15 protein-coding genes are annotated in these 15818 nt (G+C 61.7%); 8 read left to right on the top strand and 7 right to left on the bottom strand.

Going from position 1 to position 15818, the window contains the following annotated elements:
• Positions 1 to 106: 106 nt before the first annotated feature.
• From NCT05_RS26380 to NCT05_RS26370, 3 genes are all read right to left on the bottom strand, one after another.
• The gene (locus tag NCT05_RS26380) at positions 107 to 301 is read right to left on the bottom strand and encodes a hypothetical protein (RefSeq protein WP_008347565.1); all 195 of its coding nucleotides are present in this window, start codon (positions 299 to 301) and stop codon (positions 107 to 109) included.
• Positions 302 to 510: 209 nt separating this feature from the next.
• Entirely contained in the window at positions 511 to 1206 is a 696-nt protein-coding gene (locus NCT05_RS26375) for a CBS domain-containing protein (RefSeq protein WP_250503659.1), read from the bottom strand.
• Between the two features lie 136 nt (positions 1207 to 1342).
• Positions 1343 to 2182, bottom strand: a complete 840-nt coding sequence (locus tag NCT05_RS26370; protein WP_250441304.1) for an alpha/beta hydrolase — start codon at positions 2180 to 2182, stop codon at positions 1343 to 1345.
• A gap of 540 nt (positions 2183 to 2722) precedes the next feature.
• Here NCT05_RS26370 and NCT05_RS26365 point away from each other — a divergent pair.
• Positions 2723 to 5860, top strand: a complete 3138-nt coding sequence (locus NCT05_RS26365) for an acetoacetate--CoA ligase (protein WP_250503553.1) — start codon at positions 2723 to 2725, stop codon at positions 5858 to 5860.
• 54 nt (positions 5861 to 5914) lie between these two features.
• Here NCT05_RS26365 and murJ read toward each other — a convergent pair whose 3' ends face one another.
• Entirely contained in the window at positions 5915 to 7285 is a 1371-nt protein-coding gene (murJ, locus tag NCT05_RS26360) for a murein biosynthesis integral membrane protein MurJ (RefSeq protein WP_008347555.1), read from the bottom strand.
• A 337-nt stretch (positions 7286 to 7622) separates the two neighbouring features.
• Here murJ and NCT05_RS26355 point away from each other — a divergent pair, with 337 nt between their 5' ends.
• The 3 genes from NCT05_RS26355 (at position 7623) to NCT05_RS37040 (ending at position 10197) form a co-directional block, all read left to right on the top strand.
• Positions 7623 to 8627 carry a glycosyl hydrolase family 28-related protein gene (locus NCT05_RS26355; RefSeq protein ID WP_235366248.1) on the top strand — a complete coding sequence of 335 codons (1005 nt, stop codon included), beginning with the start codon at positions 7623 to 7625 and terminating at the stop codon, positions 8625 to 8627.
• A 144-nt stretch (positions 8628 to 8771) separates the two neighbouring features.
• Entirely contained in the window at positions 8772 to 9806 is a 1035-nt protein-coding gene (locus NCT05_RS26350; protein WP_008347551.1) for an SGNH/GDSL hydrolase family protein, read from the top strand.
• 151 nt (positions 9807 to 9957) lie between these two features.
• Positions 9958 to 10197 (top strand): Arm DNA-binding domain-containing protein, encoded by a 240-nt coding sequence (locus NCT05_RS37040; RefSeq protein ID WP_350030094.1) that lies wholly within the window; start codon positions 9958 to 9960, stop codon positions 10195 to 10197.
• Between the two features lie 454 nt (positions 10198 to 10651).
• On the opposite strand, the gene NCT05_RS26345 is transcribed toward NCT05_RS37040, so the two are convergent.
• Complete coding sequence (locus tag NCT05_RS26345) at positions 10652 to 10963, bottom strand: hypothetical protein (RefSeq protein WP_250503552.1); 312 nt, start codon at positions 10961 to 10963, stop codon at positions 10652 to 10654.
• Between the two features lie 498 nt (positions 10964 to 11461).
• Between NCT05_RS26345 and NCT05_RS26340 the strand changes: the two genes are divergently transcribed.
• The 3 genes from NCT05_RS26340 (at position 11462) to NCT05_RS26330 (ending at position 13464) form a co-directional block, all read left to right on the top strand.
• Positions 11462 to 12031 carry a PAAR domain-containing protein gene (locus tag NCT05_RS26340; RefSeq protein ID WP_175980519.1) on the top strand — a complete coding sequence of 190 codons (570 nt, stop codon included), beginning with the start codon at positions 11462 to 11464 and terminating at the stop codon, positions 12029 to 12031.
• A 4-nt stretch (positions 12032 to 12035) separates the two neighbouring features.
• On the top strand, positions 12036 to 12800 hold the full coding sequence (locus tag NCT05_RS26335) for a peptidoglycan recognition protein family protein (RefSeq protein WP_250503551.1): 765 nt from the start codon (positions 12036 to 12038) through the stop codon (positions 12798 to 12800).
• A gap of 418 nt (positions 12801 to 13218) precedes the next feature.
• Positions 13219 to 13464, top strand: coding sequence for a hypothetical protein (locus tag NCT05_RS26330; RefSeq protein ID WP_250503550.1), 246 nt, complete (start codon positions 13219 to 13221; stop codon positions 13462 to 13464).
• Positions 13465 to 13485: 21 nt separating this feature from the next.
• On the opposite strand, the gene NCT05_RS26325 is transcribed toward NCT05_RS26330, so the two are convergent.
• The gene (locus NCT05_RS26325; RefSeq protein WP_250503549.1) at positions 13486 to 13773 is read right to left on the bottom strand and encodes a hypothetical protein; all 288 of its coding nucleotides are present in this window, start codon (positions 13771 to 13773) and stop codon (positions 13486 to 13488) included.
• Between the two features lie 46 nt (positions 13774 to 13819).
• Between NCT05_RS26325 and NCT05_RS26320 the strand changes: the two genes are divergently transcribed.
• Positions 13820 to 14602, top strand: coding sequence for a bestrophin-like domain (locus tag NCT05_RS26320; RefSeq protein WP_008347548.1), 783 nt, complete (start codon positions 13820 to 13822; stop codon positions 14600 to 14602).
• Between the two features lies 1 nt (position 14603).
• Here the strand turns inward: NCT05_RS26320 and bktB are convergent, their stop codons facing one another.
• Entirely contained in the window at positions 14604 to 15788 is a 1185-nt protein-coding gene (bktB, locus tag NCT05_RS26315) for a beta-ketothiolase BktB (protein WP_008347546.1), read from the bottom strand.
• Positions 15789 to 15818 lie beyond the last annotated feature (30 nt).

Raw genomic sequence — 15818 nt, 5'->3', positions numbered from 1 at the left:
TAACAACGCATGCCTCGCGGGCTAAACGAGAAATCGTGATATCGATAGTGCGGTCAGGCCGATGCGTACCGACGTGACTCAGTACGTCTGCACACGTCCCGACGACTCAGTGAGTGCGCCGCACGGCGCGCAGCAGCCAATCGCCATCTTCCGTGATGCGCGGCAGTTGCGCGCCGCTCACGAGTTGTTCCATCGCGATCAGTTGACGTTCGAGAAGCGTGTCGAGCTCGTGCCGGTCGATGATCTGATCGGCGGCATCCTTGACGAGCATGAGGGTTGCGAATTCGTGTGCGCTGAGCATACCTGTCTCCCCATCGTTTGATTAGCTGATGTAGGCATGCGCTTCGGACGCATGACCCGGGGGTACCTCTGGCCGCGATAGCAGCGGGATTCGATAGTAGGACCGGATGCCCGTTCGCGGCAATTCGGGTCGTCCCGGATAGTGGGAGAAATCGGCCGATCGAGACGACTTACGCCGCGACGCGCCTGTCGTTGATCGGCTTTAGACTTTCACAGCCCCGGCATGATCGGATAAGGAATCGTGTGATCCTCGACGCGCTTCACGCCCGGAATGCTTTGCGACGCGATACGCATGGCATCGAGCTGATCTCTCGACCACACCGTGCCCCACAAATGCACGACGCCATCGCGCACGACGATATTGCGCCCCGGAAACGCCCAGCCGCGTCCCGCGAGATCGCCCATCAGCATGGCGCGGATCTCGGCATCGCTGGCGAGCGCCTCGGGCGCGGCTTCGACGGCGAGCGCCGACGCCAGCGCCTGCACCAGATTCGAGCGGCTGACGATGCCGACGAGGCGGCCATCGCGCAGCACCGGCACGCGCTTGATGTGATGGCTTTCGAGCACCGCGGCGATATCGGCCAGCGACGTGTCCTCTTTGACGCAGATGGGTTCGCGCGTCATGATCTCGCCGACCGTCGGGGCATGCGACTTGATGTAGTCGGCCGCGCCGCCATCGGAGCCGAGCAGCTCGAGCCACCACGAGCGGCGGTTGCGTTTCTCGGTGCCGATTTCCTCGCGATGAAGCAGATCGCCTTCGCTGATCATGCCGACGACGCGCTCATCCTGATCGACGACGGGCGCAGCGCTGATGCGGTGCTGCACCAGGAGCCGCGCCAGGTCATGCACTCTCGTTTCGGGCGTGACGGAAACGACAGGGGAAGTCATTACATCGCGTGCTTGCATCATGTGCTCCGGAGGTCGATGAATAAGGTCGCGCATACGCGTCCTGAATCACTCTAAGGAGCGCTGCGCGATCCTCGATTGACTTGCATCAAGCAATCCACCGGAGCACGCGTGCGGCGAACCGACGCGGCCTCGTTCAATGCGCGCCGATGAACGCGACGACGTCGGCGAGAACGGGCGAATCCTTGCGGCGCGACGCCGAGAACGTGTCGATGATCGTGTCGTGGCCGTATCCCGCGTATTTCTTCAGCACGACGGCGTCATGATGCGCGCGCAGCGCTTCCGCGAAGCGATCGCTGTTGCGCGGATCGACATCGGTGTCGGCCGTGCCTGCGGCGAGCAGCATCGGCGGCTCGTCTCCCGATATGAACGCGATCGGCAACGCACCCGCGCGCAACGCCGCCGGAAAGATCTCGTCCATGTGGGGATCGCTCGTCGGGATCGCGGCGTACGGACCGGCGAGTCCGATCATCCCGCGCAGCGAAGTATTCGCGATGCCTTGCGTGGCGAGATAGCGCGGATCGGTTGCGAGCATGGACGCCAAGTGCGCGCCGGAGGAATGCCCCATCAGAAAGATGCGATTGGGATCGCCGCCGTATTCGTGCGCGTGATCGCGTGCCCAGCGCACGGCGGCGGCGGCGTCATCGAGAAAGCCGGGGAAAACGGCTTGCGGATAAATGCGGTAATCCGGCGCGACGGTCACGATGCCGTGCGCGGCGAGCGCCTCGGCAATATTGCGCGAGTCCTTGCGATGGCCGCTTTGCCAGCCTCCGCCGTAGAAATACACGACGACCGGGCGATTTCCCTGCGTGCCCGAATCGGGTGCATAGACGTCGAGCCGCTCGCGCGGATCCGTGCCGTACGCGATACCGTCGGCTCGTTCGCTATCGTGTTCGAGCGCGCGCGCCGCTATGACGCCGCCCACGCATGCCGCCAGCGCGAGGGCAATGAACTTTCTTCTTGCCGGAAAATGCATGTTGCGTTCGGAGTATTTTTTCAGGCGACATGACATGATGCACGACGCTTATTGTCCGTGCTGGAAATATCGTTGCGTGCATCATCTTAGAGCAGCAGGAACCGCACACACTTACGGCGGCCTGACGAATAGCATCACGAATCTTTCATAATCTTTCCAATTAGGAATGCCACGCATACCGGTTATTCGATGTTTATAAGCGTGTCGAATTCACGCATCGCAAATCGCATTGTTTCGGTCGCGCGAGGGCGCGAATTAACTCTTCAGCCCCTGATTAAATAATATGGCATGACCAGCCGGCGATTCGCGTCATTCCTACCGACTCCCAACGCGCTTCATTAATCAGCGAACGACTTGTGTTTCTCTCCGCACATTACCGGGCGATCTGTCTGGATACGCTTAATCGTCGATGGCACATGTCCGCCGGAATCGGACCTATTCGAGAGCGCGAAAAAGCGCCGCAGACAATCCAGAGATTTAAAAAAAGAAGGCAAACCGAGTGCCCAAAGGTATTGCCATAACTGCTGAGGGAGCCACTTCATGGATCGTTCGGAATCGCCCGGCGAGGCGAAGTCGCGTCTGCCGATTTTTGTCCAGGAAACCGTCCAAACCACACCATCGCAGATATCCGCATTCACCGCGGCGCTGCGAGCGCAATCCGGCCAGCCATTAAAAGACTTTAGCGAGTTACACGACTTCTCGATCCGCGATTACCGCGGCTTCTGGAAGTCCTTTCTGCAATGGACGCCGGGATTGACGTGGTCGGGCAAAGCCGAGCCGGTATGCGTCGGCGATAGTTGCGAACACGCGCGGTTCTTTCCCGACGTCACGCTGAATTACGCTGAGAATCTGCTCGGCTTCTCGATTGCGCCCGCGGATTCGCCCGCGCTCACCGCCTGTCACGCCGATGGCCGCCGCGTGCGCTTTACGCGCGGCGAATTGCGTGCGCGCGTGGCTCGTCTCGCCGACGCGCTCACGCAACTCGGCCTGCGCGAAGGCGACCGCGTCGCGGGCGTGATGCGCAACGACGCCGATGCGATCGTCACCGCGCTCGCCGTGACCGCGATCGGCGCGACGCTGTCCACCGCCGCGCCGGAAATGGGCATCGAAACGCTGCTCGACCGCTTCACGCAACTCGAACCGCGCTTCCTGTTCGCGCATACCGCCGCCAAGCCGTTCGACACCGGCACGCCGCTCGACAAGAAGATATCGATGCTCGCCGACGCGCTCCCAACGCTTGCGGGCATCGTCAGTCTCGATGGCGATCCGTCGGCCGTGCACGCCGCGCCGCCCGTCAACTCGCTGGACGCGCTGCTCGCGGCCGGCGATCCGGCGCGGGTCGAATGGAAGCGCTTTAACTTCAATCACCCGCTCTTCGTGATGTTCTCGTCCGGCACGACCGGCAAGCCCAAATGCATCGTGCACGGCGCGGGCGGGAGCCTCATCGAGCATCTGAAGGAGCATCGGCTGCATTGCGATCTCCGGCCGGGCGACCGCATGTTCTTTCACACGAGTTGCGCGTGGATGATGTGGAACTGGCAGTTGTCGGCGCTCGCGTCGGGCGTCGAAATCGTTACCTATGACGGGCCGATCGCATCGGTCGATACGTTGTGGCGGCTCGTCGCCGAAGAACGCGTCAACGTGTTCGGCACGAGTCCCGCGTATCTGAAGATGTGCGAGGACGCCGGGCTCGTGCCGTCGCGCGAATTCGATCTGGGCGGCCTTCACGCGATGATGTCCACCGGCGCGATCCTCTTCGACGCGCAGTTCGAATGGGTCCGCGACAACGTGAAGCCGCTGCGATTGCAGTCGATTTCGGGCGGCACCGACATCCTCGGCTGCTTCGTGCTCGGCAACCCGGACCTGCCGGTTTATGCGGGCGAGGCGCAATGCAAGAGCCTCGCGTTCGATGTGCAGGCGTGGCGCGACGGCGCGCGCACGCAAGGCGTCGGCGATCTGGTGTGCGTGAACCCGTTCCCGTCGCGCCCGCTCGGATTTCTCAACGATCCGGACGGCGAGCGCTTTCACAAGGCGTATTTCAGCGCCAATGCGGGCGTGTGGACGCACGGCGATCAGATCGAGTTTCCGCCGGAAGGCACGGCGCGTCTGCACGGACGCAGCGACGGCGTGCTCGTCGTGCGCGGCATCAATGTCGGGCCGGGCGAGATCTATCGCGTGCTCAACGACATTCCCGAGATTCGCGAGGGCATCGTCGTTCAGCAGCGCGTGCGCGCCGCCGATGCCGATGCCGATGCGCCCGGCAATCCGGTCGGCGAACGGCTCGTGCTGCTCCTGACGCTGAAAGCCGGCGCGCGGCTCACCGGCACGCTGATCGCGCGCATCCGGCGCGATCTCGTGAGCCGCACGTCCGCCGCCCATGTCCCCGACGTGATCGCGGCCGTCGACGATCTGCCGGTCACGCATAGCGGCAAGCTGACGGAAGCCGCAGTGCGCAATGCCGTCAACGGGCTCGATGTGACCAACGCCGCCGCGCTGCGCAATCCGGCATCGCTCGATGCGATCCGTCATCATCCCGCGTTGCAGCCGCGATCCGGCGACGTGCCGCAGAGCTACGCGACGCGCGAGGAACTGGAGCGGCTGTTGCAGACCAAATGGGAGCAGCTCTTCGCGTTCGCCCCGATCGCTCGCGACGACAATTTCTTCGAACTCGGCGGACATTCGCTGCTTGCGGCGCGTCTGCTGGCGGAACTGCAACCGATCATCGGACGGCCAATCCCGCTCTCGACGATGTTGCGCGCGCCGACCATCGCGAAGCTCGCCGATGTCATCGACAACGGCGCGCTGCCGCAGACATCGGAAGTGCTCGTGCCGATGCGCGAAGGCGAAGGCGTCCCGCTCTTCCTCGTGCATAGCGTGACGGGATCGGTGCTCGAATGCACGCGCCTGATCGGCAATATGCGCAAGGAGCGCCCGGTGTACGGCCTTCAGGCGCTCGGGCTCGATGGCGAGACGGCGCCGCAACGCCGCGTCGAGGACATGGCGAAGACTTACGTCGAGCAGATTCGCAAGGTTCAGCCGAACGGCCCGTATGCGCTCGCCGGATTCTCGTTCGGCGGACTGGTCGCGCTCGAAATCGCGCAGCAGTTGTTCGGCGCAGGCGAGCAGACAGAGTTCGTGTGTCTGCTCGACACCTACGTGCAGGAACGCTGGCTGCCGTGGTTCGCGCTGCTCGAATTCCGCCGCGATTACGCGAGCCGTCTATGGAAGACGCTCGCGCGGATGTCGCCGCGCGAACGCGTCGGTTTTGCGGGCGCGAAGTTGTCGGCCGCCGGGAACAAGCTGGCGATGCGCCTCGGCCGCGTGCCGCAGACGCCGGCGCAAGTCGCATCCGCCGATCCGATGCCGCCGGTTTTGCGGCGCATGCGCGACACGTTCCGCGCCGCGATGAACAACTATCGGCCGAAGCCGTACGAAGGCGGCCCGATCGTCTACGTACGGGCCGCGTCGCGCGAGGAAGACCGGGGCGATCCGCTGCCGCTCTGGCGCAAGATTGCGCGCCGTGGGCTGACGGTCGCGGAAGTGCCGGGCAACCATGCGGGCGTCATCGAGGAACCGGGCGTGTATGCGGCGGCTGCCGCGCTCGACCGCGACTACAGCGCCGAGGACGACACCGAAATGCAGCGTCGCGGTCATGGCGTGATGGTGCGGGGCGCGTAGGACTTGCCAGCGGGTCAGCCGCTCGCGCGAACGGAGCGGCTGACTGCCGATGAATCACTGGCTATCGGAACGCGGTGCGGTAGCGGTCGGCGCGAAGCTGGTGAGGAAGAAGTAGCAGATGAAGACGCTCGCCGCGCCCACGCCGGTCCCGAGCAGCACGCCCTGCGATCCGAAAAAGCGGATCAGAATCGCCGTGGCCGCTAGCTTGGTCGCGAATCCCAGCACGGAAATGACCGTGATCGCCTTGTAGCGCGCCTCGCTCGCGAACGACTGAATGAGCACGCACATCCCGAACGAAAACGGAATCTGCGAAAGCCCGCAGCGGAACAGGCTCGTGACCGCGATCGTGTCCTCGCTCGTGAACGCGCCCTTCTGGAACAGCAGCTTGATCGCGTACGGCGCAAGCGCATAGGCGATCATCGCGCCGACCGTTCCCACGCCCAGCATCACGAACGACCATTTGCGCGCCGTGCTGCGCGCCCGCGCGTGATCGCCGCGATGCAGGATTTCCGAAAGAATCGGCAAGGTCGCCCGACTGATCGCGATCGCGCCCATGCTCACGAGCAGCGACAGCAGCCGGTTCGCGTAGCCGAGCGTCGCGATGGCGCCATCGCCCATATGCGCCATGAAGTATTGATCGACGGGAAGCCACAGGTTCGCCACCACCGAGCCGATCAGCAACATGCCGAGCGAGCGCGTCATGCCCGGCCAATGCGGCGCGCGCACGGAGAGACGCGGGCGCGCGGGCACGCCATCGGCGCGCCGGGCGAGGATGCGCAGCCACACGGCCTGAATCACGATGCCGATCGTCGTGCCGACGATGAGCGGCATGATCGACGTGTTGTTGCGCGCGCTCAGCACGAACACCAGCAGCGCGATGGCCGGCACGCATTCCAGCAGCGTGTTGATGTGCCTTTCGGATGCCTGGAGCCGCGCCGCCGAAATGCAGATCGTGAAGGCCAGCACGCCGACCGGCGTCATCCCGACGACCATCTGCCGGCACATTTCGCGCGTCGATTCGGAGAGCGTTCCGGCGAAGAGACCGACCATGTGCGGCCATAAAAAATACAGCAGCAGCGATACCACGATGCCGATGGCAAGCCCCGCGCCCTCGAGCTCGCTGAGAAGCTGGTTCTGCCGGTGCTTGTCGTTCCTGAGCGCGACGAGCGCGGGCACGAGCAGCACGCTCAACTGATTCGTGATCGTCGCGGGCAGCCAGGTGATGATCGTGAGCGCGAGCTGATAGGCATCGACGGTGCCGCTGACGCCGTATCGATACGCGATCGCCATTTCCTTCGATGCGCCGATCAGCTTCCCGGCAAGAACGAACAGCAGCAGGACGAAGGCGCTCCTCGCGATGCGCTTGTGATCCTGATGAACCCCGAGCAGACGTTCTCTTAGCGATTGCACTGTTGCGGTCAGCACTCTCCCTCCGGCAAATTGACCTCGATCCGCGCAAGACGGATGCTTGCTTGCGCACCGGGGGAGAGTGCATCAAACGGCATGCGCGAACTGTTCGCCACAGCACGGCGCGCGCCGATGCCATGCGCGAACCCCGCGATTCTGCACGGTCATGCTGGCACGCCCGGGCAGTTTGCGCGCTTGCCGGGTGCGCTACCGTGCAGAAGTCCACGTTCATAACGTGCGAGAGTGGCGGCTGCGCGCGGCGTCATCGGAGCCTCGTCATCGTGAATCTCAATGCGCGTACGGAAGGCAAATGAAGAAATCCATTTGGGTTGTCGTAATAATGATTGTTGTTTCCGTGCTCGCGATAAACACGCCACGCGTGACGCAGCATGTGCAGACGGTCTACGCAGTCTGGGACGATGGCCGGGTTCTGAACCGGCTGAACTGGCAAACCTTCGTGCGCTGGTGGCATCGGCTGAGGAACGAGAACTACGGCGGCGCGCATCGCGCCACGCTCACGAGTTCGCCGGTCCCGGCGACGCCGAGTTGCCCGCTGACGTCGTTCACGCCGCCGAAGCTCGTCGATCCGCGCAGCCCGAAGGATTTCGGCGCGGCCGGCGACGGCAAGACCGACGACACCAAGGCGTTCCAGGCCGCCATCGATGCCGGCGATGTGCTCGTGCCCGCCGGCACGTATCTGCTCAATCACACGGTCGTCGTCACGGCCAGCAACCGGCATCTACAGTGCGAGCCGGGCGTGACGCTCAGGAAGACGATCCGCAACAACGGCAACATGTTCAATTACGAAGGGCCGTCGACGGGCAACAGTCTCGTCGGCTGCAACTTCGTGGGCGCGAATCCGACGCGTATCCGCGAATGGGATCGCCCCGGCGAATACGACATTCCCGTCCAGACCAATGGCGCGGTCGACAACTTCGTCCTCGCGGGCAACAGCTTCCGCGATTTCTTCGGCCAGTCTATGTTCCAGACCGAAGGCCAGGGCGGCGGCACCGGCGCCGTGCTGATGTTCAACTCGTTCGCCAACTGCCCGCTGTACGGCATCGCGCTCGTCGGCTCGGTGAACGGGCGCGTGGCCTATAACCTCGCCGACAACTGCCGCATGGGCCCCGAGAACAACGACGCCACGCAGGACACCGGCGGCAACGTGCTCGAATGCAACCGCATGGTCAACGGGGGCAACATCACGGGCGGGGCGAATGGCGAAGGCGGCGTCGACTATAGCGGGAACGTCGTGCGTCACAACATCCTGGATGGCGGCTATATGCAGATCAGCCCGCCCACGCACGGCAAACCGGCGAGGTACATCGACAACACCTGCAACGACTGCGGGACGGAATAAGCGGGTTACTGACGCTGGAGTGGGAAGCGCATCTTTCTTGCTTGACGTTGCCATCGATACCCGGAGCCGCGACTTCTTCCTCGCCGGACGACATTCCGTCGACGCGCGCGAAGCCGCCCCGGACAAGGATGAGACGGAGGAGCGATGCGCCAGATCGGAATCACGCCCGGCATTCGCCGCGCAATTTCTGCCGTGCTGATTGCACTGCTTACCTCATGCGGCGGCGGCAGCGGCAGCGATAGCGACTCGGGCGGAACGAGTCCGTCCGCGCCGGCGGGCGGCGTGAAGCTGCAGGTCGTCGCGTTCGGCGACAGCTTGTCGGATGTCGGCACGTACGCGCCCATCGCGAGCGCGGTCAAAGGCGGGCGCTTCACGACCAATCCGGGCCAGGTCTGGACGCAGAATGTCGCGCAGTATTACGGCGACACGCTGACGGCGGCATTCACGATCGACCTCGGACACGAGTTGAAGCCGCAAAGCGGTTTGGGCTACGCGCAAGGCGGTTCCACGGTCGCCACGCCGGCCGATCAGAACCAGTTCCTGACCGATGTGATCGGCGATATTGAAATGCCGGTCAATCAGCAGATTTCGAGCTATCTGTCGTCGCACGGAAGTTTCAATTCGAATCAGCTCGTGCTCGTTTGGGCCGGCGCGAACGATGTTCTGCGCGCGGGCACGCCGCCCGCCGCCAACACGACCGTGCAGACCGCCGCGACGACGCTCGCGCAACTCGTCGGCAAGATCGTGCAGAGCGGAGCCACGCATGTGGTGGTGGTGAACGTGCCGAATATCGGACTCTCGCCCGATGGCCTCCGCCAGTCCGATGGCGGCGGCAACCTCACGCAACTGTCGCAGCTTTTCAATGCGACGCTGACCTCGGCGTTGCAGACGAACGGGCTGCAAGGCAAGGTCATCGTCGTCGATTCCTATACGTGGACGACGCAGACCATCGCGAACTATCAGGCCAACGGATTCACCGTGTCGAACACGGCGCAGGCGTGCGATCCGTCGAAGACGCCGCACGATACGTCGCTGCTGTGCTCGCCGGCGACCTACGTGACGTCGAACGCGGACCAGACGTACATGTTCGCCGACGAACTGCATCCGACGACGCGCATGCACGCGCTCTTCGCGCAGTATGTCGAGCAGCAGATCGCGGCGAGCGGGCTCGGGCGGTGAGTGGGTCCGCCCATTTGCATTCCATGCTTTTGCACATCGATCCAAGAATCCCTTATACATCAATTAAATAGAGGGAAATGCTAACCGCATCAATCCGCACCTTTCCGCGCGAATCCGCTATTATTTTGTGGGTCGATATGTGGGTTCAATCATGGCAAACGCAATCAATCGTCTCTCTCAGGCGTTCGCCAACAAGACTGCCGCGCCGGGAACTACTGTGACGGGAACGGGCTGTACTTACAGATTACAAAGAACGGCGTCAACGTGGCTGTTCCGCTACATGCGGCAGGGCCGCGCCCGATACATGGGTCTCGGGCCATTCCACACGATCGGACTCGCCGACGCCCGTACGCGCGCTCGAATGTCGGCGGCTCCTGCTCGACGGGATTGACCCGCTCGACGCCAAGCAGAAAGACCGCGCCGCCGACGAAACGGCCAAAGCGAAAGCGATCACGTTCGACGAATGCGCCAGCCCTATATAGAAGCGCATCGCAGCGGCTGGAAGAGCGCGCCGCCTAAACAAATTTCTGCGCGAATGCCGAGCGCGACTGGCGAACAACACATGACTCGCATCGACACCCCATGCCCCGAAATGCGCTTCGCACGGGGGGTGGTTGAAAAACGGCGGCGCGGGTCCTTCCTAAATCAGAATCGCTATGCGGGCGCGATGACGCGCAAATACTCAGTAGCTAAGTATTCGCAAAGGTGTACGCATAAACGAATGCACTCATGCTCATTTAGACTGGCACGTTCCGACGCAGGTGCGAATTGGTGCGGACAATGCGAACGCCTCACGCGAACGTTCGCATGTCAATTGCGGACATTCGAGCGATAGACGGTTCCCTTTATGTTCGCGCGCTGGTCTTTGACACGACGCCGCATTTAACAAGCTCATCGAAAAGCTGTTGTTCGGCGGCGTCCATCGGTCGAAGCATGGCGCGCACCGATTGGAAAAGCTGTATTGACAATCTGGCATTTGCCAATGCCGCCAACAGACTGGACTCAACGGCATCCAGCTTTGCCGCCTGTTCAGCGCAAAGCGTCTGCTTCTGTTGTGCGATGATGTCTTGCGTCCGTTTGATAGTCACGGCTGTCTGACTCAGCCGATGCTCGATCCTGACTGTGCCTGTGACAGAATGGACGCTTCGATTACCCATGTCTCACTCCTGTGTGAAGCCCGGAGCCGCGCCCTTCGATGGAAGGGGCGGGCGGGAACAGTGACAAGGGTGGCAGACCGGGTGAGTACAACCATTACCGGCAACCCTTTCGGATTCCCTGCCACGTCCCGCCCATAGGCGTGCCAAAGCACCATGCGTCAACGGTCCTTTTGGCGCTTGGGGTTCTATCGCTTCGCTCGCATTGCGCGACCGTCGCGGGTTGGAAAACTCACTAAAAGCTGCCAAGCCCGTCCCTGCGCAACCACGCGCCAGATTTCGCCGAATACGACAGAACCCCGCAGCGCTGATTTTATGATGCCGTAAAAATTCGTTGATTTCGCCGTGTCTATGTCGTCGGCTGCTTGCGCGTGGTCGCTGCCTTCGTATGCTGACGATGCCGCTCAAACCGGGCGAGCATTCACGACAGGGATAGAAACAAATGCCAAAAAGCAAGCATAACGAATCAATGATCCTTGCCGATAGAGCGGCGAGCATTGCATGACTGACAAGCTGGTTGGAAAAGGCGATTGGACGACTACGCGAGGCCGAGTTCTAGGCGGCTCTTCGTCGTTCTTCGCGGAGAACGGGCGAACGCTCTCACGCCGCAACGACATTGCTAGTTGTGGGAATTGTGAAGGTGGTTTTCCGATATTGGGCACTGCCGACACGATGCTCGACGAAGGGCTACCGCTCGTCAGGCATATGGATCGAGTGCTTTGTCCGTGTGGGCAGAATCGCGTGCTTTCGGGGCATCCCGAGTTCTTGATAAGGGACGGGAAAGGAGACGGGACTCACACATCAACAGATGGTGGTGCTCCAATTGCAGCGCCACCTACACAGGCAGCCCGCGAAGGCAAGCATACGAGTTGGTTCTATGTGCAGGACAGCGTTACCGGTGAGCCGCTACGCGATCAGAAGTATGTTGCGCGCGTGTCCGGCGTCGAACAATCCGGAAAGACAGACGCCAACGGCTACGCAAAAATTGAGACAGATGGCGTGAGTGCTATCGATATCCACGTCTCGTTCTCGTCACCCAAACGGGAGCTAAACCCCGGAAGAGGAGCTTAAGCACATGAGCACGGATTACAAGATCGAACACTGGACATCGAGTCGTTCAGCGCTGGGAAGCAGTAAAGATGATGCGATAGCCATCTCTGTGAATAATCGTGCGGCGACCCGGCAGGCGATCATTAATGCGCTTTCAAGAAAGGGCTACAAGCTGATCGAGCGATCGGAATGGCACGCAAAACCGCCGCGAAAAGTATTGAAGGATAGTTATTGGGACTACCAAGATATTGTTTTGCATCACGCTGGCCGAAGTTATTCGTGTGGCGCGCCCTCTATTGAGGAAATGCAGCGCGTTCAAGCAGAAGACATGAGTAGAAGCCCGCCATTTGATGATGCCGGATACCACTACGCTATTTCGTGCCAAGGTGAAATCTATGAAGGTCGCGATATACGGTTCACCGGCGAGCACGTCGCCGGCGATAACACGGGTAAGATAGGAATAGTTTTTCTTGCCGATCTTGTGCAAGCTGGTGAAGCGTATCAGGAAGAATATAGCCGCTTATCGTTGGTTGATAAGATTAAGAATATTCGCGGAATTTTAACGGACCAGGTTGTTTTGTGGCATGACAAACCAACGCTTGAACAAATAAAGGCAAGCAAAGCGTTGTGTAGCGTGCTCGTGGAATTCTTCGATATTCAAAGGTTAGGCGGGCACCGTGAATATCAGCAACTCGCAACAAAAAAGGGACGCGCGTGCCCCGGAAATCTCGGAATGGATATTGTTAAATTGCTGCGCTCGGAACTGTCACTTGCCGATCCGGGGAAGTAATTTCTATGAATAGAAAGAGAAACGTTGCTGCTATTTTTATGGTTTTTGCTTTGCTCACGCTCGGATTTTGGTTGAGCATCGGATATTACCATTCCTATATCGATCATGAGGATAACGTCATCTACTTCTTGAAAAGGAGGCTGACGCTTCGAAGAGAGTTCGTCAATCCGTTCGCAAATGAGGGAAATCCTTTTCCTGCGAATGAGCTATCACCTGACATCCAAAAAGAGCTTTCTGAATATTGCAAATATGCGTATGGAATAGCGCAGACTGACGAGAAGTCTATCGAAGGTTGCAGAAAGCGGATTGTTCGCGAAGTTCAATAGCCAGAAATAGCTAGCGTCATATTGATGTCGGGTAAGTCCCGCTCTCGCTTGCTCCCCGCTTGCGAGAGCATTCCAAGTCGTGCGAGTTAGCGATGCGTCAGGACGTGTCGCTCTTCGCTCCGACACGCCACAAGAAAGATGTGAGGACCGTTTGTATCAATTCGAACCGCAACGCTCAATGTCAGACCAACGGCACATCAAAGGCCGTGACAGACGTGGGTCATTTTGTGGGTCGCCAAAACAAAATCCCGCAAGTCATTAACTATACGGGATTTTTTTACGGTGCTTTGGCGGTGAGTGGGGCGATTTTGGGCGGAATCGCGTTGCTGCGGGACTGAATATGGTCGAGATTCGGGTGTTCATTCCTTGACTGAATTGACCGTGAACATAGCCGACCCCATGAAACCGACGATCAATCCCTTGCCATCGGGCATACGCAAATCGATCGCGCTGACCACGTCGACGGCGACGAATTCTTCGCGAACCTCGGCGAACTCGACCGCCAACAGAAAATTCGCTAGCGCGTGGCCCGCACTCACCGCCGCGTCGATTTCCGCGCGCCGCGAATGTGCTGACGTTCGGAAGCGGCTATCACCCGCTATCAGCCCAGCGGCGAAATCCGCACGGGCACCTTCGAAGCCCCCCATCGACTGTGATTTAATGTGCTCCGTTCGGGTCCACGGAGCGCATCCGATGACGAGCACCTGGTTGCATAACCTTCCGCTGTGGCAGATGACGCTCGTGGTATTCGGCGCGACGGGCGTCGCGGGGGCGGCGATCCACTTCGTAACGGGCCGGCTCGCGGCCAGCGCGCATCGGCGCGCCTTCACGACGCTTTCGCCGGGCCTGCTTTCGCCGATCGGCGTCATCTTCGGCTTGCTCATCGCGTTCACCGCCGCGCAGGTCTGGAACGACACCGCGCGCGCCAACGGCGCCGTCGATGCCGAAGCCGGCGCGCTGCGATCCGTCGTCGTGCTATCCGCCGCTTTTCCGCCAGACGCGCAGATCCAGTTGCGCAAGCTGATCCGCGAATACATCGAATACACCGTCAATACGGAATGGCCGATGATGGCGCAAGGCGCGGTCACGCTGAAAATCAGTCCGCCGACGCTGAACAAGGCGCTTCAGTTCGCGCTCGCCCTGCCCGCGATAACCCCCGGGCAGCAGACCGCGCAGCGGCAGGTAGCGGTATCGCTGGAACGGGCGCTCGAAGCGCGCCGCGAGCGCATTCTGGTGAGCCGGTCCGAAGTCAGCGGCATCAAATGGCTGTGCCTCGGCTTTCTCGCCGTGTGTCTCGTCTTCGCGATCGCGCTCGTTCATGGCGAAAACCGGCTGACATCGGCCGTCGCGATCGGGCTCTTCTGCGCGAGTCTCGCGACGACCATGCTGCTGATTCTCTCGCACGACCGCCCATTCTCCGGCGAGATCGCGGTGAAGCCCGAGCCGCTCCTGCAGGTCGTCCCCGCGTTCGGCTGATTCACTGAAGATTTTCGAAGATCGCCGCGATGCCCTGACCGCCGCCGATGCACATCGTGACGAGCGCGTAACGCCCGCCGATGCGCTTCAGTTCATAAAGCGCCTTCACCGTGATGAGCGCGCCCGTCGCGCCGACCGGATGCCCGAGCGAAATGCCCGAACCGTTCGGATTCACCTTGCGCGGATCGAGTCCGAGCTCGTTCGTCACCGCGCACGCCTGCGCGGCGAACGCTTCGTTGGCCTCGACGACATCGAGCTGATCGACGGACAGACCCGCCCGTTCCAGCGCCTTGCGCGTCGCGGGCACGGGACCGATGCCCATATACGCCGGATCGACGCCCGCGTGCGCGTAGGACACGAGCCGCGCGAGCGGTTTCGCGCCGCGCCGCTCGGCTTCGCCACGCTCCATCAGCAGCACGGCCGCCGCCGCGTCGTTGATGCCCGATGCGTTGCCGGCCGTCACCGTGCCGTTCTCCTTGACGAACACGGCCTTCAGGCTTTCGAAGTCGCTCGGGCGCGCGTCGTGGCGGACGTGCTCGTCGGTGTCGAAGACGGCATCGCCTTTTTTCGCGCGCACGGTGATCGGCAGAATCTGCTCGCCGAAACGGCCTTCCGCGATCGCACGCGCCGCACGGCGATGCGATTCGAGCGCGAGCGCGTCCTGCGCCTCGCGGGAAATGCCGTATTTGCGCGCCACGTTTTCCGCCGTCACGCCCATGTGGATTGTCTGAAAGGGATCGTGCAGCGCGCCGAGCATCATGTCGACGAGCTTGCCGTCGCCCATGCGCTGCCCGAAGCGCGCGCCCGGCAACGCGTACAGCGCGCGGCTCATGGATTCCGCGCCGCCGCCGATCGCGATGTCCGCGTCGCCGAGCATGATCGTCTGCGCAGCCGATACGATGGCCTGCAAGCCCGATCCGCACAGCCGGTTCACCGTCAGCGCCGGAACGTGCTGCGCGACGCCGCCGTCGATCGCCGCGACGCGCGCGAGATACATGTCCTTCGGTTCCGTATGCACGACATTGCCGAAGACGACGTGACCGACGTCGTCGCCCGCGACGTTCGCGCGCTGAAGCGTTTCGCGCACGATCATCGCGCCGAGTTGCGTCGGAGAGAAATCCTTCAGGCTGCCGCCGAAGTCGCCGATCGCAGTTCGCACGCCGCTTGCCACCACTACTTCACGCATTGCATCGCTCCTGTTGATTTCGCGCGCAGG

Origin of the sequence: Caballeronia sp. AZ7_KS35 (assembly GCF_023631045.1) — a bacterium.
In the GTDB taxonomy this organism is placed as follows: domain Bacteria; phylum Pseudomonadota; class Gammaproteobacteria; order Burkholderiales; family Burkholderiaceae; genus Caballeronia; species Caballeronia zhejiangensis.
The sequence above is the reverse complement of the archived record's forward strand: the minus strand, read 5'-3'. Positions and strand labels throughout refer to the sequence as shown.